Origin of the sequence: Halopenitus salinus (assembly GCF_042662125.1) — an archaeon.
Taxonomy (GTDB): domain Archaea; phylum Halobacteriota; class Halobacteria; order Halobacteriales; family Haloferacaceae; genus Halopenitus; species Halopenitus salinus.
On sequence record NZ_JBHSXL010000009.1, the window covers coordinates 463,845 to 485,063 of the forward strand.

Consider the following 21,219-nt stretch of genomic DNA (forward strand, 5'->3'; position numbering starts at 1 on the left):
CGGCGTGTGGGAGGTATGACCCTCGAGGACTTCACCGAGTTCTCCGCCGACGAGGACGGATCGGCGGAGTCGAACCAGTCGGCGGATCCGGACGACGACGGCCCCGCGGCCGTCGATCCGGATGCGACCACCGATCCGGATGTGGCCGCGGATCCGGATGCGCGAAAGGAAGGGAACGCGAGCGACCGGGGAGCCGACCCGGGAGCGGACGATCCGGGATCGGACGACCCGGGGTCGGGTGCCTTCGAGCGCTACGCCGCGGAGGCGAGCGGCGAGGACGTCGGCCTGGGCGTGATCTCGGTCTCTCAGGGCCTCCGGGTCGCCGAGGACGAAGAGGAGACGACGCTTCGCGCGTTCGTGACGACCGGCAACCGCGAGTCCGTCCGGATCGGCAAGTACCTGATCGCGTCCTATCCCGACGGCGAACGGCTCTTCTGTCGGATCACGGGACTCGAGTACGCCCAGGAGTTCCGGTCGGACGACGCCACGGAGATCCACGCCCGCCGGCAGATGCGACGCGACGAGTTCACGGAACGCGACTACAAGTTCGTCGCCGATCTGGAGCCGATGTCCATCGTCTACGACGACGGGGGGGAGACGAAACGGCGGATGACGGACCGCGTCCCGAAGCCGGGTGCCGTGATCGAGGAGGCCGCGGACGCCTCGGAGATCAAGACCGGCCTGAAGATCCCCGAGGACGGCGTCTTCCTCGGCCACCTCGCGGTGGGCGGCGAGACGGTGGAGACGGCCGCGAGCCCGCCGACGGTCGACTACCGGCTGAACGACGATTACGTCGACGGCGATCCGCTCGTCTTCCGACACACGCTCGTGGCGGGGGGGACCGGCTCGGGGAAGACCCACGCCTCGAAGAACGTCCTGCGTCAGTACCTCGACGGCGACCGGCGCTACGAGATGGACGACGGCCGGGAGTCCCGGATGGCGGTCGTCCAGTTCGATCCGCAAGACGAGTACGCCCAGATGCACGACGACAACCCCGAGATGGACGACGCCTTCGAGCGGCGCCTCGAGCGTGAGGGGATCGCCCACGGGGGCCACGAGGACACGGTCGCGCTGGTTCCGACGACGCCGACGGCGACCTACCCCGGCGAGGGCCACCGCGCCGAGCGCGTCGAGTTCACGATCCCCTTCTCGTTGGTCCGCGAGCGCCCCTGGCTCGTCGCCGGCGCGAGTCTCAACGACAACCAGTACTCCGGGCTCGCGACGCTTTTGAGCCGGTTCTTCCGCGACTACGGCGACGCGGGGACCTACGAGGAGTTCCTCTCGTACCTCGAGGACCCGGCGCTCAAAGAGGAGCTTCACGAGTCGGGACGCGTCCACGAGGCGACCTTCGACGCGGTCAAACGCCGGGTCCACGGGGTTCCCGGGGGCGTCTTCGACGGCGACGCCCGGCCGATCACCGACCTCGACCACACGCTCGTCCGTCCGGGCGGACTGACGGTGATCCCGACCTATCACCTGCCGACCTCCAGACAAAAGGAGATGTTCGTGCTCGCGGTCTCGACGATGCTCATCGACGACAAGCTCTCGAACGATCCCGAAAGCGACCGGATCAAGGAGACGCCGCTGCTTCTCGGGATGGACGAGGCACACAACTTCCTCGCGGACGCGGAGAACGTCCAGGCGCGAAAGGTGATCCGCAAGTTCACGGAGGCGGCCAAACAGGGGCGCAAGGAGCGGCTCGGGCTCTTCCTCATCACCCAGGACCCACAGGACGTCGCCGAGTCGGTGTTCAAACAGGTCAACACGAAAATCGTGTTGAACCTCGGCGACGAGGACGCGATCTCGAGCGTCAACATCCCGACGAACCTGGCCGGCAAGGTTCCCTACATGGAGAAGGGCCAGATGGTCGTCTACTCGCCGGACAACTCCGAACCCGTCGAGTTGACCGGGATTCCGCGGTGTCTCACCCGTCACGGCTCCTGACCGGAGCCGGGGGAGACGTCGGGACCCGGAGCGACCCGGTCCGGGGACGCCGAATCAGGCTTCGTGGGGCGTCGGCGCCGCGAGTTCGCCGTCCTCGAAGTCGATCGGCTCGGGCTCGGCGACGACCCGGAGGTCATCGCGCTCGCGCGCCTCCTCGACGAGCGCCGGTGAGGCGTACAGCCGGTCGAGTCGCATCGTGTCGGTCGCGCGGAGCACGCGCGCGTCGTCGGGGCCGACCACGCCGAGGGTCGACAGTGAGGCGACCAGTCCGGCCCGGTCGGTCTCGACGACCGGCGGGAGGCGAACGCCGCGAACCGTGCTCGCCGTGATGGCGTTTATCAGCGTCGTCTCGCTCGCGAGCTCCGCCGCGACGTCGTGATGGACGAAGTCGGCGGAGCCCATCCCCATCGCGTTCCCGTGGGTCGTTTCGGTCAGCCCGCGCGTGTAGATCCGCTTTATTTCGGGCGTCTCGGGCGCCGGCTCGTTGATGGCGAACGGCCGCCTGCCGATGACGTTCGTGTCCAGTCCCTGCCCGCTCACGTCCTTGCCCTGGCGGTCGACGACGAGGACGTCGAGCTCCTCGAAGGGGATCTTCGGCATGATCCGATAGGCGGTCTCGAGGAGTTCGGCCTCACGGCCGAGGAATCCCTCGGGCGGGATCCCCTCGATGTGGTCGGTGTCGTCCCGCTGGTCCTCGAGGATGGCGACGCCGCCGACGACGGGCAGCTCCTCGAGGAGGCGTTCGGTGATCTCGGGGATCATGTTGCGGAAGCTCCAGTCGACGGCCCACTCGTGGGCGGTCTTCGCGCCCTTCTGTTTGCCCATGCCGATGACGAGCATCTTCGAGAGCCCGCTTTCGACGTCGCCGTCGAAGTCGGTGTGCGGCTTCACGCGGTTGACGGGCAGGATGGCGTCGGCGTTGACGGCGGTGGCGTCGGCGTAGACGGGGACGTCGCGGTCCGCGGTGCGGCCGACCTCGACGACGTCCATCGACGAGCGGATCGCACAGCCCACGGACTCCTCGGTGACGCCGAGTTCCGCGAGCATCTCGCGTTGGCCCTCGCCCGTCGCGCCGCCGTGGCTCCCCATCGCGGGGAACACGAACGGCTCGTAACCCAATTCCTGTAATTCCGCGACCACGCCGCCGACGATCGACGCGAGGTTCGCGATGCCGCGCGAGCCCGCGCCCACCGCGACCTCGCCGCCGGCCGGCACGTCGCCGAACTCGAGGTCGCGAACCGCCGCGCCCGCGCGCTCCGCGATCTCCGCCTCCGGGATCGGGTCCGTCTCCCACACCTGCTCGATGACCCCGAACTCCGGCAGCTCGACCGCTCCACAGGCCTCCACGATCGTCGCCTCGGGGACCACACGCGAGTCGATCCGGTCGTCCGTCTCGTCTGCCATGGTGACTCCTCGCACGGACGATGGTTAAAACTCGCGTCACGCGTTCGTGGTGCGGTGGGGACGTGCGGACCGACTCGAGGCGTTCGAATCGGCGCGAAGCGTCCGGATCGACCTGAATCGTCCGGATCGGCGCGAAGCGTTCCGACCACGTGGTTTTATGTCACACCCCGCGATTCTCCCGGTATGCGAATCAGCGAGGTGAGAGGGTACGCCCTCTCGTCGCCCATCGACCCGGTACAGTCGCGTCCGTTTCACGGCGGCCGTCGCCGCCTGCTGAAGCGGGACGTCGTGCTCGTCACCGTCGAGACGGCCGACGGGGAGATCGGGTTTGCCTCCGCGGGCGCGAGCAGCTCCGCGATGCGCGAGTACTTCGAGGGGGACTCGCAGGCGAGCTTCGCGGACCTCGTCGAGGGGGAGGTGGCCGACGCCCTCGAGGGCGAGACTATCGAGGAGATCGCGGACGCACACGCGTTGATCGACGCGACGAACCTCCCGGAGCGGGTTCGCCACGAGGCGGCCTCCGCCATCGACGTCGCGCTCTACGACCTGCGGGGCAAGCGGGTCGGCGCCCCGATCTACGAGCTGCTGTGTGCGGAATACGGCACGGAGCCGGACGACGACCTCCCGATGTACGCCAGCGGCGGGATGTACATGCGGCCGGAGGGCTACGCCGACCAGGCGCGGATCGTCGACGAGCTCGGCTTCTTCGGCTACAAGTACCGCCCCGGGATCGGCCCGGACGAGGACGTCCGAACGATCGACCTCCTCGCCGAGACGGTCGAGGAGACCGAGGTGATGCTCGACGCCCACACCTGGTGGAAGCTCGACGGCGACGTCTACGACGCGGCGACGAGGGCGGAGATCGTCGAACACGCCGGCGAGCGTGACGCCTTCTGGGTCGAGGAACCGGCCGCGCCCGACGACTACGACGGGTACGTCGACCTCGCGGGTCGCGGCGTTCCGCTCGCGGGCGGCGAGAGCGAGTCCTCCCCGGCCGGTCTCATCTCGCTCGCCGAGACCGGCGCCGTCTCGTTCCTCCAGGGCGACGTCCGCCATCACCGCGGCTACACGGGCTGTGCGGAGGCGATCGACTACTGTCTCGGCACCGACGTCGAGTTCGTCCCGCACAACTTCGGGACGTGGCTCGGCCTGATCGCGAACGCCCACCTCGTGGCGGCGGCGCCGGAGGTCCGGCTGCTCGAGTATCCAATCTTCGAGGACGACCCCGCACTCGATCACCCGGAGGACCCGGGAATGTACCCATTCGAGCTGGCCTTCGACGTCATCGAGGAGACGATCGACGTCGAGGACGGAACCCTGAGCGTTCCGGACGGCCCGGGACTCGGCGTGACCGTCGACCTCGACGTGATCGACGAGTACCCGCCCACGGAGGGCGCCTGGACGGAGTTCATCTACGACGAGTGAGAGTGGAACTGCGACGAGCGAGGATACGGGACGAGCGATCTACCGTTCGCCGGCGACCCGCGCGAGCCCGCGCAGGTAGCCGGCCGTGAAGCCGCGACCGCGGTGGCCCCAGTCCGTGTCGTCGCGCACCGCCGGGACGTGATCGGGGATGACGACTCCCTCGAAGCCGGCGTCGATCAGGGTCCGCATGACCTCGAGTTCGTCGTAGTTGCCGCAGTCGACGAACGTCTCGTTGAACGACTCCGCCGTTCCCTCCACGTCGCGGAAGTGGACGAAGGTGATGTCGCCGCTCTCGCCGAACTCCCGGACGACGTCCGTGACGTCGATGCCCATCTCGGAGAAGCAGCCGAGACACAGCTTCAGTCCGTGGTGGTCGCTCGGCACCGTCTCCATCGCCCGCCGGAAGCTCTCGACGTTCCGAAACAGCCGCGGAATGCCGCCGATCTCCTCGATGTTCGGCGGATCGATCGGGTGTAACGCGAGGGTGACGCCGGCCTCCTCGGCGACGGGAAGGATCTCCTCGAGGAACCGTTCGTAGTTCTCCCACAGTTCCGCCTCCGTGTACTCGCGCTCGAGGGCCGGGTCGCCGGCGTGTTCGACGTCGTCGAGGTCGAAGCTCGTCGCCTCCGCGTCGCCCCGGACCGGGACCGTGCCGGTCCGCATCGGGACGACGCCGCGGGGGTTCCACTGGTAGCCGAGGATCGGGAGGTCCGCCTCGCCCATGTTGTAGAGCAGCTCCTCGATCGCGGCGAGCTGCTCGTCGCGGCCCTCGCGGTCGAACTTGACGTCCCCGTAGCAGTTGTACCCGAGGGTGTGGATCCCGGCGAGGTCGACGCCGTAGCTCTCACACGCCGCAGAAAGCGACTGAAGGTACTCCACGGAGGGGACCTCCTCGGGACCGAGGGGAAGCCGCCGGTCGGTCTCGGTCCGATCGCTCTCGTCGACGAAGATGTCGCCGCCGGTCCCGCCCTCCGGCTCCGTGGGATTGACGAAGACGTCCGTCACGCCGAGCTGTCGGATGTACTGCAGTCGCTCGTCCGAGAGCGTGTTGGTTCGAAACCCGACGCGTACGGGACCGTCTTCCGGGTCGCCTCGGTGGCTCATACCCGGGCGTGCCGAGAGGATAAATATATAGATACCGATCCGGCACCCCGGCGTGTCCACCCGTGTTCCAACCGCCGTCCCGGATCGCGGGGCGGCGTAGCGCCCTCCCCGGCCGATCACCGCGACCGTGGCGTTTAATGCATGTGGCATCACAACGCGTCTCACGCATGTACGAGGACTTCGCGAGGAAACTCGCAACGACGATGTGGGGCGACTACGACGAGACGCCGGGGCGGACCACGGACACGCCGGCGATCACGGACCTCGACACCGTGGTGATCGACGGGAACTTCCCGTGGACGATCGTCACGATCGAGACCGACGCCGGCGTGCGGGGGATCGGCGAGGCCTATCCGGCACCGGGCGTCCACGAGATCATCACGGACTACCTCCGTCCGGTGCTCGTCGACGAGAACCCCCTCGACGTCGAGCGGCTCTATCACCTGATGCGCGAGAGCCTCTCGGGACGCGGATCCCAACAGGGGATCGCGACGATCGCGATAAGCGGGGTCGAGCTGGCGCTTTGGGACGTCGCCGGCAAGGTGCTCGACCAGCCAGTCTACCAGCTCCTCGGCGGGAAGATGCGCGAGGAGATCCGCATCTACGCGGACTGCCACGCCGGCGAGTCCATGATCGATGCGGCCCTGGAGGGACAGTCGCGGGAGACCTACCGGCCCGAGGCCTACGCCGAGGAGGCGCGCGAGGCGGTCACGGAGGGGTACGACCTGATCAAGTTCGACCTCGACGTCCCCTCGGGACGCGAGATCCAGACGGAGGCGAGACACCTCACCGACCCCGAGATCGAACACAAGCGTCGGCTCGTCGAGGCGGTCGCGGAGGCGGTCGGCGACGAGGCGGAGTACGCCTTCGACCTCCACTGGAACTTCGCCCCCGAGTCGGCGAGGCGTCTCTGTGAGGCCGTCGAGCCCTACGGTCCGATCTGGATCGAGGACCCCCTCCCGCCGGAGAACACGGAGGCTATGGCCCAGCTCTCGCGTGCGGTCGACGTGCCCATCCTGACCGGCGAGAACCGGTACGGCCGCCACGGGTTCCGCGACCTCCTCGAGGCCGGCGCGGTCGACTTCGTCGCCCCCGACGTCCCGAAGACCGGCGGGATCGCCGAATCGAAGAAGATCGGCGACCTCGCGGACACCCGCTATTGCGCGTTGACCCCGCACAACATCGGCAGCCCGGTCGCGACCATGGCGGGCGTCCACGTCGGCGCCTCCGTTCCGAACTTCCTCGCCCTCGAGTTCCACGCCCGCGAGGTCCCCTGGTGGGACGACCTCGTCGTCGGCGAGGAGCCCCTCATTCAGGACGGCCGGATCGCGGTCCCCGACGATCCGGGACTCGGGATCGAACTCGACTGGGACGTCGTCGAGGAACACCGCAAGCGGTGAGGGCCGATCGGCGCGGGCGTCTCGGGCGGGGGTCGATACCACCAAAACGTTTTATCGATCTCGGGTGACCATTCACAGGTCAATGCGAAACGATCACGCGATAGTCGACTGTCTCACGGAACACGGGATCTCGACCGTCTTCGGGATCCCCGGCAAACAGACCCTGCCGTTGAACGAGGTGATAAGCGGTCGAGAGGACGTCCGGTTCGTGATGGCCCGCCACGAGACGAACGTCACCCATCAGGCGTGGGGATACGCGGAGTCGAGCGGCGAGATGGCCGCCACGGTCGTCATCCCCGGACCGGGCGACATGAACGCGATGAACGGGCTGAAGAACGCGCTCAACGACTGCACGCCGCTCGTGCACGTCGCCGTCGAGACGGAACCCGAGGTCCGCGGCGGCGACGGGATCCACGAGACGCCGCCCGACACCTACGACAACGTCGTCAAGGAGAACGTGACGGTCGAGACGCCACAGAGCACGGTCGCGGAGCTCGATCGGGCGATCACGATCGCGAAAACGCCGCCGAAGGGGCCGGTCCGGGTCGGGATCCCGAAGAACTTCGTTCCGATGGCGGTAGAACAGGCCGAATCGGGCGAGACCGAGCCGGCCGAACCGCCCCGTCCACCGGCGTCGGCGGTCGGACGGGCCGCGGATAGCCTCGCAGCAGCCGACTCCCCGGCGATCATCGCGGGAGGCGGCGTGCGTGCCGCCGAGGCGAGCTCCGAGCTGCGAACCCTCGCCGAGACGATCGATGCGCCGGTCGCGACGACCTACAAGGGGAAGGGGACGTTCCCCGAGGACCACCCCCTCTTTGCGGGCGCGCTCTGTGGCGCGACGAGTCCCGAACTGACGCGGTGTCTCGAGACGTCGGACGCCCTCCTCGCCGTCGGCTCCGACTTCGATGCCGTCTGGAGCAAACGCTGGTCGTACGACCTCCCCGCGGAGCTGATCCACGTCACCCTCCATCCGTCCGACGTCGGAACGGGCTACGACCCGAGCGTCGCCGTCGTCGCCGACGCGAAGCGGACGCTCGAGGCCGTCAACGCGGAACTGGGGGAGCGCTCCGAAGTCGGAGTGGACACGTCGGCGTCCGGATCCGGTCGCTCCCGCGCCCGGGACGTTCGAAACGCCGAGGCCGAACGAACGGCCGAGCTCCGCGCGGTCACGGAGCCCCCGCTTTCGAGCGTGAGCGCGCTCGCCGCCATCCGGGAGGGGCTGCCCCGTGAGACGATCGTCGCCGCCGACGCCGGCGGCTCGCGCGTCTGGACGGTCATGACCTTCCCGGCCTACGACCCGCGCGATTACGTCAATCCGGGCTCCTGGGCGTCGATGGGACTCGCGATCCCCGCCGCGGTCGGGGCCGCGATCGCCAATCCGGATCAGCCGGTTGCCGTCCTGATCGGGGAAGGGGGCTTGATGATGTGTCTCGAGGAGCTTCACACGATCGTCGCGGAGTCCCTCGACGTGACCGTGTTCGTGTTCAACAACGACGACTACGCGATCATCAGCGAGGAGGCCGAACGGAGCTACGAACTCGGTGCGAACGCCTACGGGTGGACCGACGCCCCGCTCGACTGTGCGGGGATCGCCGAGGGGATGGGCATGGACACGAGGCGGGCCGAGACGCCGGACGGGATTCGGGAGGCCGCACGCGAGTCGATCGGGAACGGTCCGACCCTCGTCGAGATTCCCACCGATCCGGACGAACCCCAGGCGGGCGAGTTCATGACGTGAGTGACTCGTTCTTCTGTCGGGAACGGACTGCGGATCGTTCGAGCCGGCTCGCCATCCGTGAGCCGTGAGCCGATATCGAGCAAAATAATTACTACTGTATGGTTGTAATGATATCCGACAGATCGACCGATCCGTGAGTGCCCCCGATACTCGAACGATCGGGAATGTGTTTCCGACGTGTCGGAATCCCGGTTTGAACCCGATATAGAGGCGTTACACGCCGATCAATGTTGTTCCCGAACGGAGAACCCCATCGGCGGGGAGCGACCAGCCGCAACCGTGCGGTCCTCGATCGGATCGCACACCTATTTATTCGTCCCCGACCGTTCGTCGGTATGGACGTGTTACACCCGGCGATGTGGGTCACGGACGCCGACGAGATGGAGGAGTTCTACGCGGAGGGTCTCGGTCTGGAGCGGACCCGCGAGTTCACCGGCGGGGACGGCGCGACGAACCGATTCCTCGGCGGCGAGGGCGACGCGGAGATCCAGTTCAAGTTCCACGAGGACGACGCCGAGGACGCGCCGACCGGCTTCGATCACGTCGGGATCGCCGTCGAGAGCGTCGACGAGACCATCGAGGTTCTGACCGAGGAGTTCGAAAGCGAGATCGTCCGCGGTCCGAAGACTCTCGAGGACAAGGGGCTCCGGATCGCGTTCCTCACCGACCCCGAGGGATACGTCGTCGAGGTCGTCGAGGAGCTCGAGGAGTAGATCGGGTCGACGCGGACTCCACGCTCGCGGCCGAGAACGATCGCACTGGAAAGCGACAGCTGAGGATCGAACGCACCCGAGTGAGACCGGACGCGTGAGACTGGCCAGGTGGGACTGATCACCTGATACTGGCCGCGTGAGCTTGGAAGCGATCGATTCGGACGTGACGGCCGATCACGCTCGCCGAGACATATACGATATCGTACTATACATACGAATTATCCGTTCGTTGATTCATTCGATCCGGCGGTGTTCCTGGATCGTTCGTGTCTTCGAACCGGCGGTCGTCCTCGCGGTCACGATGACTGTCCCCCGATCGACGTACCTGCTCTATCCACACCTCATCCGCAAATATCCGGGATATCGGCGATTTGTGCGTCGATCGTTCCGCTCAACGATTCGACTAACGCATGGATCGGGACTCGCGATCGGGGATCGGTTCGTCGACGACGATCGGGCGTCTTCGCCTTCCTCCTCGAGTGAAGTACGGACCGGATCTCGACGTGTTTTCGTCGAATTCTAAGAAATAAACTATGTATCGCAATATGATTTTAGGCGACCCTTCGAGCGACGCGTTCGGAACGCCCAAAGGCGTTTTGGGCGGAGACAACGGAGGGATCGCATGGTCGTTCCCCTGGAGATGGGCTGGCGGCGTCTGTTGTTCGAGAACTGGCCGGTCGATCCCGTGACGCTGGACGCGCGGCTTCCGGAGCCGCTCGAGCCGGACGTCCACGACGGGTCCGCGTGGATCTCGATCGTCCCGTTCACCAACGTCGCCGTTCGTCCGAAGGGGGTTCCCGAACCGTTCGGGATCCGGCTGCCGGAGCTCAACGTCCGAACGTACGTCACCCGCGACGACGTCCCGAGCGTCTACTTCTTCAGCCTCGACGCACAGGGGATCGCGAGCGTACTCGGCGCCCGAATCTTTCAGCACCTGCCGTACTACTACGCCCGGATATCCCTGGAGTGGCGGGACGGACGAGTGCGGTTTCGCTCGCGTCGTCGACATCCGGGCGCACGCCCCGCCCGCTATGCGGCGACCTACCGGCCGACCGGCGAGCCGTTTCGGGCGCCGGAGGACCCGATGGCGGAGTTCCTCCTCGAGCGGTATCGGTTCTACACGCAGGATCAACGGGGGACGCTTCGGTACGCCAACGTCGACCACGAACCGTGGACGCTCTACCGGGCCGACGCCGAGGTCGACGTGAACACGCTGTGGTCGGCCCACGGGTTCGAGCGACCGGACGCCGATCCGGTGTGTTACTACGCCCCCGGCGTCGACGTCGTCGCCTCCCGAAGCAGGCGGGAATGGCGGTGAAGCCCGATGGAGCCGTTCGAGGCGACGTTCGGCGAGGAGTTCGAGGCGGCGTTCGAGGAGTTGGCGGCCGAAGCGAGCGCGTGATAACGCTTAACCCGGCACGACGGTTTCACCCGTCATGGAAAAGGCGGAGTACGACTGCGGGTTTCTCGAGGACGTCGTCGACGACGGGCGCGTGAGCTTCGAGGCGAGCCGCCGCGAGCAGTACGCCGGGGACGCGAGCCCCCACGAGCCCCGGACGCCCGACGCGGTGGTCTGGCCGACCGATTCCGAGGAGGTATCCCGGATCCTCGCGGCCGCGAACGAACGCGGGGTCCCCGTAACCCCGTGGTCCGCCGGATCGAGCCTGGAGGGCAACCCCATCCCGGTCGCGGGCGGGATCGTCCTCTCGACCTACGAGATGGAGTCGATCGAGGTGCGTGCGGACGACCTCCACGCCGTCGTCGGACCGGGCGTGGTCTACGACGACCTCAACGAGCGGCTGGCCCGCGACGGACTACGGTTCCCGCCGGGCATCTCCAGCGGCGATCTCGCCACGATCGGCGGGATGATCGCCAACAACGCGAGCGGGTTCAACGCCGTCCGCTACGGGGAGACGCGCGATCACGTCCGCCGTCTCGAGGTCGTGCTCCCGGACGGGCGGATCGTGGAGTGCGGCGGCGACGTCGTCAAGACGTCGGCGGGCTACAGTCTGAAGGACCTCTTCGTCGGCAGCGAGGGAACCCTCGGGGTGATCACGGAGGCGACCCTCGGCGTCGAGGGGATCCCCGAACACCGGCGGGCGGCGCTCGTCACGTTCCCGACGGAGCGCCACGCCAGCGAGGCCGTCGCGGAGGTGATCCGCTTCGGCGTCCGACCGGGCGCGATCGAGTACGTGAACGAGGGGACCGTCGAGATCATCGACGAGTACGCAGACGACCTCTCGTTGACCGCCGCGCCGACGCTGATCGTCGAGGTTCACGGGAACACCGCGGGCGTCGAGGAGGACGTCGAGTTCGTCCGCTCGATCTGTGAGGACAACGGGGCGACGAGCTGGGAGTCGGCCGCCGGCGACGAGCGCGAGGAGATCTGGCGTGCGCGCCGCGAGACCTACGACGCCGTCCGCAGCCATCGTCCCGGCGAGGAACCCGCCATCGTCGGCGACGTGGTCGTGCCGATATCGCGGTATCCGGACATCGTGGAGGCGGTCGAGACCGAAAGCGACGACCTCGACCTCTTTTGTCCGGCCGTCGGACACGCCGGCGACGGAAACCTCCACTACGCGCCGCTCGCGGACCTCGACGACTCGGACGCGGTCGAGCGGGCCCGCGAGTTGAACCGCCGGATCGTCAAGCGGGCGATCGACATGGGGGGAACCGCGACCGGCGAACACGGCGTCGGCATCGGGAAACGCAAGTTCATGGAGCGCGAGCACGGCGTCGCCGTCGACCTCATGTACGACATCAAGGAGTCCCTGGATCCGAACGGGATCATGAACCCCGGAAAGGTCCTTCCGGACGACGGGGACGTCACCGACGAGACGTAACGCGATTCCGATCGAACCTGATTCCGCTGTTCGTCTCCTCCGTGATGTGGAGCCGGAGTCGGATTTATCATGTTGGGTGTCGCCGATCATCACATGACACCGACGATCACGCGGATCGAGTCGACCGAGTTCGGCTACGAACTCGAGGATCGCGGCCCGTACCCCGATGGATTCGGGATGGGCTATCATCCGGGACGAACGACCGAGCGCCGTCTCTTCGGCGTTCGGGTCCACACGGACGTGGGGATCACGGGCGAGTACGTGGGCGGGAACTCGCCGGGGATGGCGGAGTTGAACATGGTCGCGGACTATCTCGTCGGCAAGAACCCGCTCGACCGCGAGAAGCACTGGTCGGAGATCAAACGCGCGCTGCGGAAGTACGACCGGATGGGGATCGGGCCGATCGACATCGCGCTGTGGGACTTTGCCGGCAAGTACTACGACGCCGCGATCCACGAGCTGCTCGGCACCTACCGAGAACGCATCCCCACCTACGCCTCGACGTACGGCGGGGATCGAAACGGCGGGCTCGACTCGCCGGAGGCGTATGCGGACTTCGCCGAGGAGTGTCTCGAGATGGGATACCCCGCCTTCAAGATCCACGTCTGGGGCGGCGAGTGGCGCGACACCGAGGAGGTGATCGACGTGGTCCACGCTGTGGGCGAGCGCGTCGGCGACGAGATGGACCTCATGTGCGATCCGGCATGCCACATCGAGACGTGGGGTGACGCGCTCGAGGTGGGAAAGGCGTGTGACGAACACGACTATTACTGGTACGAGGATCCCTACCGCGACGGCGGGATCTCCCAACACGCCCACCGAAAGCTCCGCCAGAAGCTCGACACGCCCATCCTCCAGACCGAACACGTCCGTGGACTGGAGCCGTTCACGGACTTCATCGCGAACGAGGCGACCGACTTCGTGCGTGCCGATCCCGAGTACGATGGCGGGATCACCGGCGCGATGAAGCGCGCCCGCGTGGCCGAGGGCTTCGGCCTCGACGTCGAGTATCACGCTCCCGGCCCCGCACAGCGGCAGTGCATCGCGGCGACGCGCAACACGAACTACTACGAGATGGCGTTGGTCCATCCGGAGGTCCCGAACACGACGCCGCCGGTCTACGCCGACGGCTACGACGATCAGCTGGAGTCGATCGACGACGAGGGGTACGTGGAGATCCCGGACGGCCCCGGCCTCGGCGTCGAGTACGACTGGGCGTTCATCGAGGACAACGAGACGGGAAGCCGCGTCTATGAGTGATACCGTGGTATCCCCGTCCGTGATCCGTGTGATCGAGGATCAACGTTTTGTGCACCCTCCGCGAACCGGTCAGTCATGACGAACTCCAACGCGGCAGATCTCGAGGCGGAGTACGAGCGGCGGACGCCGACCTCGAAGGAACACTTCGAGGAGGCGCGAACGTATCTTCCCGGCGGCGACACGCGCGAGGTGACCTACGTCGATCCGTATCCGACCTTCGTCGAGGAGGCGTCCGGGTGCACGCTGACGACGGCCGATGGGGAGGAGCTGCTCGACTTCCTGAACAACTACACCCAGTCGGTCCTCGGCCACGCACCGCCGACCGTGGTCGATGCGGTCACGGAGCGGTTCGCCCGCGGAAACGGACTCGCGGCGCCGACGACGGAGGCCACCGAGTTGGCACGCCGGATCGTCGAGCGCGTTCCCTCGGTCGAGACGGTCCGGTTCGCCAACTCCGGAACCGAGGCGACGATGAACGCCATCCGCGCCGCGATCGCCCACACGGGCAACGAGCACGTGCTCAAACTCGACGGCGCGTTCCACGGGACTCACGACACGGTGCTCGTCGGCGTCGAGGACGAGGGGCGAGAGAACCCCGGCGTCCCGACCACCGTCGAGGAGCGCGTCTCGACGGTCCCGTTCAACGACACGAAGGCGCTCGTGGAGGCGTTCGAACGACACGGCGACGACCTGGCCTGCTTCATCGTCGATCCGATCATGGGAAACGCCGGGATGATCCCCCCACGCGAGGGGTTCCTCGAGACCGCCCGCGATCTCACGGCGGACACCGACACGCTCCTGCTGTTCGACGAGGTGATGACCTTTCGCATGGACCCGGGCGGCGCCCAGGAGCGGTACGGGATCCGCCCGGATCTCACGGCGTTCGGGAAGTTCATCGGTGGCGGGCTTCCCGCGGGCGCCTTCGGCGGCCGCGAGGACGTGATGTCGGTGTTCGATCCCGCCACCGGGTCGGTCACCCACTCGGGGACGTTCAACGCAAACCCGGCGACGATGGTCGGGGGCGCCGCCACCCTCGACGCCCTCGACGGGAACGCGATCGAGCGGCTCAACGACCTCGGCGCGACGGCACGCGAGCGCCTCGAAGCCGTCTGTGCGGACGCGGAGGTACCCGCGCAGGTCACCGGCGACGCGTCGTTTCTCAACGTCCACTTCACCGACGACGAGGTGCGCGACGCGCGGACCGGAACGACCCACGAGGCGATCACGGAACGGTTCTCCCTCGCGATGCGGAACCGGGGCGTGTTCGTCGCCGATCGCGGGTTGGTGAACCTCTCGACGCCGATGGGCGAACCCGAGATCGACGCGCTCGTCGACGCGGTCGAGGGTGCCCTGGCGGATCTCTCGACCGCGGCCGCGTTCGATGGGGCCTGATCAGGGTCCGTGGCTGCCCCACGCGAAGGCCGTCCAGCCGCCGTCGGCGGTCAACACCTCGCCGGTGACGAAGTTGTCCCGGGAGGCGAGAAACAGCGCGCAGTTGGCCATCTCCTCGGTCGTGCCGAACCGCCCCATCGGCGTGCGGTTCTCGACCTCCTCTTGTGTGTAGTCCGCCGACTCCATCGTCTGATCGGTGATGGCCGTGCGGATGTACCCCGGCGCGAGCGCGTTGACGTGGATGCCGTGTTCGGCCCACTCGACCGCGAGGGTCCGCGTCAGGTTGTCGACGCCGCCCTTCGCGGCACAGTAGGGGCTGCGCCGGTGGAGGCCCATCGATCCCATCATGCTCGAGACGTTGACGATGGCGCCGCCGTCATCCTGGTCGATCATCTGGCGTCCGGCCGCCTGCGAGCCGAAGAAGACGCCGGAGAGGTCCACGTCGATGACCTGTCGCCAGTCCTCGGGCGCCATCTCCTCTGCGGGGCCGATGATCGTCATTCCCGCGTTGTTCACCATCACGTCGAGGCGGCCGAACTCCTCGACCGTCGCCTCGACCATGGCCGAAACGGAGTCCGGGTCGGTCACGTCACACTCGACCGGCAGCGTTTCGGCGCCGTCGACCGTCTCCGCGATCTCCTCGGCTGCCGCCTCGGCGCGCTCGTAGCTCCGCGAGTTCGTGACGACGTTCGCGCCCTCGCGCGCGAGTTCGGTCGCGATGGCCTTGCCGATCCCCTTGCTCGATCCCGTGACGATGGCCGTCTCTCCGTCGAATCGTCCGCTCATACGGGTTTTCGCTCGCGCGCACACCTAATAAGTCCCCCCATCGTCGTCGGTCGCCGGCGGCGCGCCGACGGTCTCGTCTAAGACGATCGATCGCCTACGCGTCCTCGTCCGCGGGACGCCCGTCGTCGGTCGCCGGCGGCGCGCCGACGATGAGCCAGACGTGTTCGCCCTCGGTGTCGTTGAGCACCTGTCGGTTCGTCTCGGGCGGGATGCGGACCGCGGAGCCCTCCGGCACGTCGATCAGATCGCCCTCGATCTTCATCCGACCGGGCCCCTCGAGGACGTAGTACAGCTCCTCCTGTTCGGTCTGGCGGTGGTAGCTCATCGCGTCGCCCGGCGAGAGGTACCACACCTTCGGTCGCATCTCCGTACAGCCGAGCTCCGAGACGAGATCGACGTGGTCCGTCCCCGAGCTCGCCGAGGGAGTCGGTTCCACGTCGTGAACCTGGACCATGCTGTAGTCGTCGGACATGTCCCCGACTCCGTCGTCCTCGCGTAAAAAGGTGCGCCGTTCGGCGTTGGCGTCCCGGACCGGTAGAAGTCGCCGTAGGTCGCTCCTACCGGATTCGAAGTCGGGACATACCTATCCGTGGAGACGTCCCTTCTCCGTCCATGAGCACCCCTGTTGCGGACCGAGAGAGTCTGGAAACGCACCTGTTGAAAGCCCTCGAGAACACGAAGGATCCGGAGGCGCGCTACCACATCCGCGAGTCGCTCCAGAAGCTCCAGATCGAATAGGACGGCGACGAGAGGCGCCGAAAACGCCGACCTCTCGATCGAATCAACGTCGATCGGTCCAAAGGCTATTGGGCGGCGGCGGGAAAGGCCAGCCATGGCCGACACGTCCCGCGAGTGGCGTCTCGCGAAGCGACCCCACGGCGAACCGGAGCTGGACTGTTTCGAACTGCACGAACGCGACGTCCCGGTGCCCGAGCGAGGTGAGGTCCTGATCCGCGTGCGATACCTCTCCGTCGATCCGTACATGCGCGGGCGGATGCGGGACAGCGAGTCCTACGCGGACCCGTGGGCGGTCGGCGACCCGCTGCGCGGCGGCGTGGTCGGCGAGGTCGCCGCGAGCGAGAGCGACCGATACGACGTCGGCGACCTGGTCTCCGGGAGGGGAACCTGGGCCGACTACACCGTTCTCGACGCCGCGGACGTCACGGCCGTCGATCCCGACATCGCCGACCTCCCGGCGTATCTCGGAACGCTTGGAATGCCGGGACGGACGGCCTATTTCGGCCTGCTCGAGGTCGGGGAGCCGAAGCCCGGCGACACGGTCGTCGTCTCGGGCGCCGCCGGCGCGGTCGGATCGACCGTCGGCCAGATCGCGAAGCTGAACGGGTGTCGCGTCGTCGGGTTCGCCGGGTCCCGAGAGAAGACCGCGTGGCTGACCGAGGACCTCGGCTTCGACGCCGCGATCGACTACCGGGCCAGGGAGGACTACGCCGCGGCGCTCGAGGAGGCGGCGCCCGGCGGCGTCGACGTCTACTTCGACAACGTCGGCGGTCCGATCACGGACGCGGTGTTCACGAAGCTCAACCGCGACGCACGCGTCGCCGTGTGCGGCCAGATCGCCCACTACAACGACGAGGAGGTCCCGACCGGTCCGCGAAAGCTCCCGTCGCTCATCGCCACCCGCGCCAGGGTCGAGGGACTTTTGGTTCGCGACTTCGCGACGCGACACGACGAGGCCAACGACCGGCTCGCACGGTGGGTCGACGACGGCGACATCGTCCATCGCGAGACGATCGTCGAGGGGCTCGAGAACGCGCCGGACGCCTTCCTCGGACTCTTCGCCGGCGACAACGTCGGCAAGCAGGTCGTCGAGGTCTCGACGCCGCCGTGACGATCACGGCAGGCAGGTCGCAAGGAACCCGACGATCCGGTCGAGCCGCTCGTCGATCCGATCGGCGCCGTTTCGAATCGGACGTTCAGGGAGGTCCGACGACGGGGTTCTCGATCGATCCGTCCTCGAGTTCGATCCTCCCGTCGCCGTCGACGGTGACCTCGTGTCCCGCGTACTGGAAGGCGACCTCGCCGTCCGACATCGACTCGACGACCGCGTTCAGCGCGTCCGGATCGACGGCGTCGTACAGTACCGGGAGATCCAGAACGTCCCTGTCGGTCGTCTCAGCCACTCGTCGGATGACGCGTTCGGAGACTGACCGGTTCGTCCGCGGCATAACCGATCCAGGTCGGGTTGTGTCTTAAACCTACGTCAGACAACCACCGCTTCACCGTTTGGTCGGATAACCACCGCATCGCCGTTTGGTGGGATCGCGACGGCGTGAGCATCCGATCACGCTCGACTCGGGTCACCAGGACGTCTGACACAGGTTAATATGCGTCGACATACAGGGTTCAACCAACGATGCTTCGAGCGACCCACGAGCGAGTCGACCGCCCCGACCGACGAGACCGGCCCTCCAACCGGACGATCCGGGGGATCCGGCGATGAAGCTCGCGACGATCGGCGTCGGAAACGCCGGCAGCAAGCTCATCGACCGGATGATCGAGTTCGAGCGCGACACCGGCCGAAACCTCTGTCGACACGCGCTCGTGATCAACACGGCCCGGACCGACCTGGCGAAGCCCCAACACGTGCCCGAGGACCGCCGCGTCCTGATCGGCGACACCCATCGGAAGGCGCGCGGCCACGGCGTCGGCGGCGACGCGGAGGTCGGCGCCGAGGTCGCAAAGACCGACATCGACGAGATACGTCGGGTGTTCGACGACGTCGAGATCCACGAGGTCGACGCGATCCTCGTGGCCGCGGGGCTCGGCGGCGGCACCGGCAGCGGGGCCGCCCCGGTCGTCATCGACGAGCTTCAAAAGATGTACGACGAGCCGGTCTACGGGCTCGGCGTGCTCCCCGGCAAGTACGAGGGCGGCCGACCGGCGCTCAACGCCGCCCGGTCGCTCCAGTCGTTCGTCACCAAGGTGGACAACTTCATCGCCTTCGACAACGACGCCTGGCGCTCGCGCGGTCAGACGATCGAACAGGGCTACGAGGAGATGAACGAGGAGCTGGCCACCAGGATCGTCACCCTGCTCGCGGCCGGCGAGGTCGACGACTCCGACGTCGGCGAGAACGCGATGGACTCGAGCGACATCATGCGGACCCTCGAGATCGGCGGCGTCTCCTCCATCGGCTACGCGTCCACGGAGCTGGCCACGCAGTCGGAGGGGCTGCTCTCGCGGTTCAACGAGGGCGAGGACCTCCAGGAGGACTCGACGGACGCGGCCAAGATCAAGGGGCTCGTCCGCCGGGCGGTCAACTCCCGGCTCACCGTCCCCTGTGAGGTCTCGAGCGCCGACCGCGCGCTGATCGTCTTCGCCGGTCCGCCGGCGGCCATCTCGCGAAAGGGCGTCGAGGCCGCCCGCGAGTGGCTCGAGAACGAGGCGGACACGGTCGACGTGCTCGCGGGCGACGACCCCCGGCGGAACTCCTCGACGCTCGCGGCGGTGGTGCTGCTCTCGAACGTGACCGAGACGCCGCGGATCGACGAGATACAGAACCAGGCCGTCGACGCACAGAACAAGATCCGCGAGCTCGACGCGGTCCGCGAGGAGGAGATCGAGTCGCTGATCACCGACGACGACAATGACCTGGACCCGATCGTCTAGCGTGCCGCTCGGGGGAGGGGGGACGTCGGGGGCGAACGAATGAAGCTCTCGCTTCTCGGCGTCGGCAACGCCGGGACCCGGATCGTCGACCGGCTCGTCGAGGCCGAAGCCGAGACGGGCCGCGAGTTCACCGAGGGAAACGTCCTCGCGTTCGACACCTCGACGGTCGCGTTCGAGGAGACGACGACCATACCGGAGGACCGTCGGGTGCTGATCGGCGACACCCATCCCGAAGTCACGGAGCACCACCCGAACGGGGACGCCGATAGCGATGCCGACGGCGATCACGCGGGCCCCCCTGCGGACGCGGACGCCGACGATTCCGCGTCCGTCGTCGATAGCGAGCGACCGGGCGTCGGCGGCGATCCGGACGTCGGCGCCGCGGTCGCGCGCGACGACCTCCCGGAGATCCGTCGCGCGCTCGACATGGTCGACGAGACGGAGGTCGACGCGACGCTGGTGGTCGCCGGGCTGGGCGGCGGCACCGGAAGCGGCGTTGGGAGCGTCCTCTTAGAGGAGCTTCAGTCGAGCTACGAGGAGCCGGTCTACGTCCTCGGCGTTCTGCCTGCCGAGACGGAATCGGACGAGCGCGCTCTGACCGCTGCCCGCGGAGTACGGACGATCGTGCCGCTCGCCGACGCCGTGATCCCGGTTGACAACGAGTCCTGGCGGGCGGGCGAGGCGCGGATCGACGACCGCTACGCGGCGATCAACGACGAGATCGCGACCCGGATCCTCGCGCTGTTCGCGGCCGGCGAGCTGGAGCCCGACAATCCCTCCGAGATGCGGATCGATCCGACGGACGTCAGCCGGACGCTCGGCGTCGGCGGCCTCGCCGCAATCGGGCACGCCACCATCGAGATCGATTCCGGCCCGAACGGGCTCATCGGGCGGCTGCTGGCGCTTTTGGGCCTCCGCGAGGACGACCCCGACACGACGACCGACGCCGCGACGATCAAGCGGCTCGTGCGCCGCGCCCTCGAGTCCAAGCTGACGATGCCGTGTGACGTCTCCTCCAGCGATCGCGTCTTGCTCATCCTCTCGGGGCCGCCGGCGAAGATCTCCCGGAAGGGCTTCGAGACCGGACGGTACCTCCTCGAGGACGAGACCGGGACGGTCGAGGTGCTCGCCGGGGACGAGCCGCTTTCACGTGCCGACTCGATCACGGCGACGGTGCTTTTCGCGAACGTCACCGACGTCCCGCGGGTCGAAGAACTGCAGCGCCGCGGTCTCGCGAGCCGTGAGGAGGCGACCACCTCGGCGTCCGCCGCCGCGAAGGAAGTCGCCGCCTCGGCGGCCGCGGATCGGACGGACTCGTCCGGATCGCCGCCCGACGATCGGGGCTTCGAGTTCGGCGAGAACGGCGACGGTTCCGATCGCGGCGTGGCCATCGAGGACGCCGACGGCGGGATGGCAACGAGCGTGTCCGACAGCGAGACGGCGCCGGCGGAGACCGGTGACGAGGCGGAGACTGGGGACGAGACGGAGACCGGTACCGAGACGGAGACTGGGGACGAGACGGAGACCGGTACCGAGACGGAGACTGGGGACGAGACGGAGACCGGTACCGAGACGGAGAC

General features: G+C 67.7%; 18 protein-coding genes. 13 read left to right on the plus strand and 5 right to left on the minus strand.

Going from position 1 to position 21,219, the window contains the following annotated elements:
- The first annotated feature begins 15 nt into the window (after window positions 1-15).
- Window positions 16-1,944 (plus strand): ATP-binding protein, encoded by a 1,929-nt coding sequence (locus tag ACFQE9_RS11810; RefSeq protein ID WP_379744699.1) that lies wholly within the window; start codon window positions 16-18, stop codon window positions 1,942-1,944.
- Window positions 1,945-1,998: 54 nt separating this feature from the next.
- Here the strand turns inward: ACFQE9_RS11810 and ACFQE9_RS11815 are convergent, their stop codons facing one another.
- Window positions 1,999-3,348 (minus strand): nickel pincer cofactor-dependent isomerase, group 22, encoded by a 1,350-nt coding sequence (locus tag ACFQE9_RS11815; protein ID WP_379744702.1) that lies wholly within the window; start codon window positions 3,346-3,348, stop codon window positions 1,999-2,001.
- Between the two features lie 183 nt (window positions 3,349-3,531).
- Between ACFQE9_RS11815 and ACFQE9_RS11820 the strand changes: the two genes are divergently transcribed.
- Window positions 3,532-4,773 (plus strand): mandelate racemase/muconate lactonizing enzyme family protein, encoded by a 1,242-nt coding sequence (locus tag ACFQE9_RS11820; RefSeq protein ID WP_379744705.1) that lies wholly within the window; start codon window positions 3,532-3,534, stop codon window positions 4,771-4,773.
- A 39-nt stretch (window positions 4,774-4,812) separates the two neighbouring features.
- Here ACFQE9_RS11820 and ACFQE9_RS11825 read toward each other — a convergent pair whose 3' ends face one another.
- Window positions 4,813-5,877: a mannonate dehydratase gene (locus ACFQE9_RS11825; RefSeq protein ID WP_379744708.1), complete on the minus strand. Its 1,065-nt coding sequence runs from the start codon at window positions 5,875-5,877 to the stop codon at window positions 4,813-4,815.
- Window positions 5,878-6,044: 167 nt separating this feature from the next.
- Here ACFQE9_RS11825 and ACFQE9_RS11830 point away from each other — a divergent pair, with 167 nt between their 5' ends.
- From ACFQE9_RS11830 to ACFQE9_RS11860, 7 genes are all read left to right on the plus strand, one after another.
- Complete coding sequence (locus tag ACFQE9_RS11830; protein WP_379744711.1) at window positions 6,045-7,277, plus strand: mandelate racemase/muconate lactonizing enzyme family protein; 1,233 nt, start codon at window positions 6,045-6,047, stop codon at window positions 7,275-7,277.
- Window positions 7,278-7,359: 82 nt separating this feature from the next.
- Window positions 7,360-9,015 carry a thiamine pyrophosphate-binding protein gene (locus tag ACFQE9_RS11835; protein ID WP_379744714.1) on the plus strand — a complete coding sequence of 552 codons (1,656 nt, stop codon included), beginning with the start codon at window positions 7,360-7,362 and terminating at the stop codon, window positions 9,013-9,015.
- 335 nt (window positions 9,016-9,350) lie between these two features.
- Window positions 9,351-9,728, plus strand: a complete 378-nt coding sequence (locus ACFQE9_RS11840) for a VOC family protein (RefSeq protein WP_379744717.1) — start codon at window positions 9,351-9,353, stop codon at window positions 9,726-9,728.
- A gap of 622 nt (window positions 9,729-10,350) precedes the next feature.
- Window positions 10,351-11,046: a YqjF family protein gene (locus tag ACFQE9_RS11845; protein ID WP_379744721.1), complete on the plus strand. Its 696-nt coding sequence runs from the start codon at window positions 10,351-10,353 to the stop codon at window positions 11,044-11,046.
- A 118-nt stretch (window positions 11,047-11,164) separates the two neighbouring features.
- Window positions 11,165-12,571, plus strand: coding sequence for an FAD-binding oxidoreductase (locus ACFQE9_RS11850; RefSeq protein WP_379744724.1), 1,407 nt, complete (start codon window positions 11,165-11,167; stop codon window positions 12,569-12,571).
- Between the two features lie 93 nt (window positions 12,572-12,664).
- Window positions 12,665-13,831, plus strand: coding sequence for an enolase C-terminal domain-like protein (locus ACFQE9_RS11855; RefSeq protein WP_379744727.1), 1,167 nt, complete (start codon window positions 12,665-12,667; stop codon window positions 13,829-13,831).
- A 75-nt stretch (window positions 13,832-13,906) separates the two neighbouring features.
- Window positions 13,907-15,223, plus strand: coding sequence for an aspartate aminotransferase family protein (locus ACFQE9_RS11860; RefSeq protein ID WP_379744730.1), 1,317 nt, complete (start codon window positions 13,907-13,909; stop codon window positions 15,221-15,223).
- On the opposite strand, the gene ACFQE9_RS11865 is transcribed toward ACFQE9_RS11860, so the two are convergent.
- Window positions 15,224-16,009: an SDR family NAD(P)-dependent oxidoreductase gene (locus ACFQE9_RS11865; protein ID WP_379744733.1), complete on the minus strand. Its 786-nt coding sequence runs from the start codon at window positions 16,007-16,009 to the stop codon at window positions 15,224-15,226.
- Between the two features lie 94 nt (window positions 16,010-16,103).
- On the minus strand, window positions 16,104-16,481 hold the full coding sequence (locus tag ACFQE9_RS11870) for a cupin domain-containing protein (protein WP_379744736.1): 378 nt from the start codon (window positions 16,479-16,481) through the stop codon (window positions 16,104-16,106).
- Between the two features lie 140 nt (window positions 16,482-16,621).
- On the opposite strand from ACFQE9_RS11870, the gene ACFQE9_RS11875 reads away from it, so the two are divergent.
- Together ACFQE9_RS11875 and ACFQE9_RS11880 are read left to right on the plus strand one after the other, a co-directional pair.
- A complete protein-coding gene (locus ACFQE9_RS11875; RefSeq protein WP_379744739.1) occupies window positions 16,622-16,747 on the plus strand; it encodes a hypothetical protein in 126 nt (41 codons plus the stop codon).
- Between the two features lie 94 nt (window positions 16,748-16,841).
- Window positions 16,842-17,858 (plus strand): NADP-dependent oxidoreductase, encoded by a 1,017-nt coding sequence (locus tag ACFQE9_RS11880; protein ID WP_379744742.1) that lies wholly within the window; start codon window positions 16,842-16,844, stop codon window positions 17,856-17,858.
- 85 nt (window positions 17,859-17,943) lie between these two features.
- Here the strand turns inward: ACFQE9_RS11880 and ACFQE9_RS11885 are convergent, their stop codons facing one another.
- Window positions 17,944-18,195 (minus strand): HalOD1 output domain-containing protein, encoded by a 252-nt coding sequence (locus tag ACFQE9_RS11885; protein ID WP_379744745.1) that lies wholly within the window; start codon window positions 18,193-18,195, stop codon window positions 17,944-17,946.
- A gap of 271 nt (window positions 18,196-18,466) precedes the next feature.
- Here ACFQE9_RS11885 and ACFQE9_RS11890 point away from each other — a divergent pair, with 271 nt between their 5' ends.
- Complete coding sequence (locus ACFQE9_RS11890; protein WP_379744748.1) at window positions 18,467-19,639, plus strand: tubulin/FtsZ family protein; 1,173 nt, start codon at window positions 18,467-18,469, stop codon at window positions 19,637-19,639.
- A gap of 39 nt (window positions 19,640-19,678) precedes the next feature.
- Window positions 19,679-21,219, plus strand: a 1,541-nt coding sequence (locus tag ACFQE9_RS11895) for a tubulin/FtsZ family protein (RefSeq protein ID WP_379744751.1), incomplete at its 3' end; no start/stop codon positions are given.

Excerpts from the sequence above, each read along its gene's own strand:
- ACFQE9_RS11810 (WP_379744699.1), top strand. The coding sequence starts at position 16 with ATGACCCTCGAGGACTTCACCGAGTTCTCCGCCGACGAGGACGGATCG.
- ACFQE9_RS11815 (WP_379744702.1), bottom strand. The coding sequence starts at position 3,348 with ATGGCAGACGAGACGGACGACCGGATCGACTCGCGTGTGGTCCCCGAG.
- ACFQE9_RS11820 (WP_379744705.1), top strand. The coding sequence starts at position 3,532 with ATGCGAATCAGCGAGGTGAGAGGGTACGCCCTCTCGTCGCCCATCGAC.
- ACFQE9_RS11825 (WP_379744708.1), bottom strand. The coding sequence starts at position 5,877 with ATGAGCCACCGAGGCGACCCGGAAGACGGTCCCGTACGCGTCGGGTTT.
- ACFQE9_RS11830 (WP_379744711.1), top strand. The coding sequence starts at position 6,045 with ATGTACGAGGACTTCGCGAGGAAACTCGCAACGACGATGTGGGGCGAC.
- ACFQE9_RS11835 (WP_379744714.1), top strand. The coding sequence starts at position 7,360 with ATGCGAAACGATCACGCGATAGTCGACTGTCTCACGGAACACGGGATC.
- ACFQE9_RS11840 (WP_379744717.1), top strand. The coding sequence starts at position 9,351 with ATGGACGTGTTACACCCGGCGATGTGGGTCACGGACGCCGACGAGATG.
- ACFQE9_RS11845 (WP_379744721.1), top strand. The coding sequence starts at position 10,351 with ATGGTCGTTCCCCTGGAGATGGGCTGGCGGCGTCTGTTGTTCGAGAAC.
- ACFQE9_RS11850 (WP_379744724.1), top strand. The coding sequence starts at position 11,165 with ATGGAAAAGGCGGAGTACGACTGCGGGTTTCTCGAGGACGTCGTCGAC.
- ACFQE9_RS11855 (WP_379744727.1), top strand. The coding sequence starts at position 12,665 with ATGACACCGACGATCACGCGGATCGAGTCGACCGAGTTCGGCTACGAA.
- ACFQE9_RS11860 (WP_379744730.1), top strand. The coding sequence starts at position 13,907 with ATGACGAACTCCAACGCGGCAGATCTCGAGGCGGAGTACGAGCGGCGG.
- ACFQE9_RS11865 (WP_379744733.1), bottom strand. The coding sequence starts at position 16,009 with ATGAGCGGACGATTCGACGGAGAGACGGCCATCGTCACGGGATCGAGC.
- ACFQE9_RS11870 (WP_379744736.1), bottom strand. The coding sequence starts at position 16,481 with ATGTCCGACGACTACAGCATGGTCCAGGTTCACGACGTGGAACCGACT.
- ACFQE9_RS11875 (WP_379744739.1), top strand. The coding sequence starts at position 16,622 with ATGAGCACCCCTGTTGCGGACCGAGAGAGTCTGGAAACGCACCTGTTG.
- ACFQE9_RS11880 (WP_379744742.1), top strand. The coding sequence starts at position 16,842 with ATGGCCGACACGTCCCGCGAGTGGCGTCTCGCGAAGCGACCCCACGGC.
- ACFQE9_RS11885 (WP_379744745.1), bottom strand. The coding sequence starts at position 18,195 with ATGCCGCGGACGAACCGGTCAGTCTCCGAACGCGTCATCCGACGAGTG.
- ACFQE9_RS11890 (WP_379744748.1), top strand. The coding sequence starts at position 18,467 with ATGAAGCTCGCGACGATCGGCGTCGGAAACGCCGGCAGCAAGCTCATC.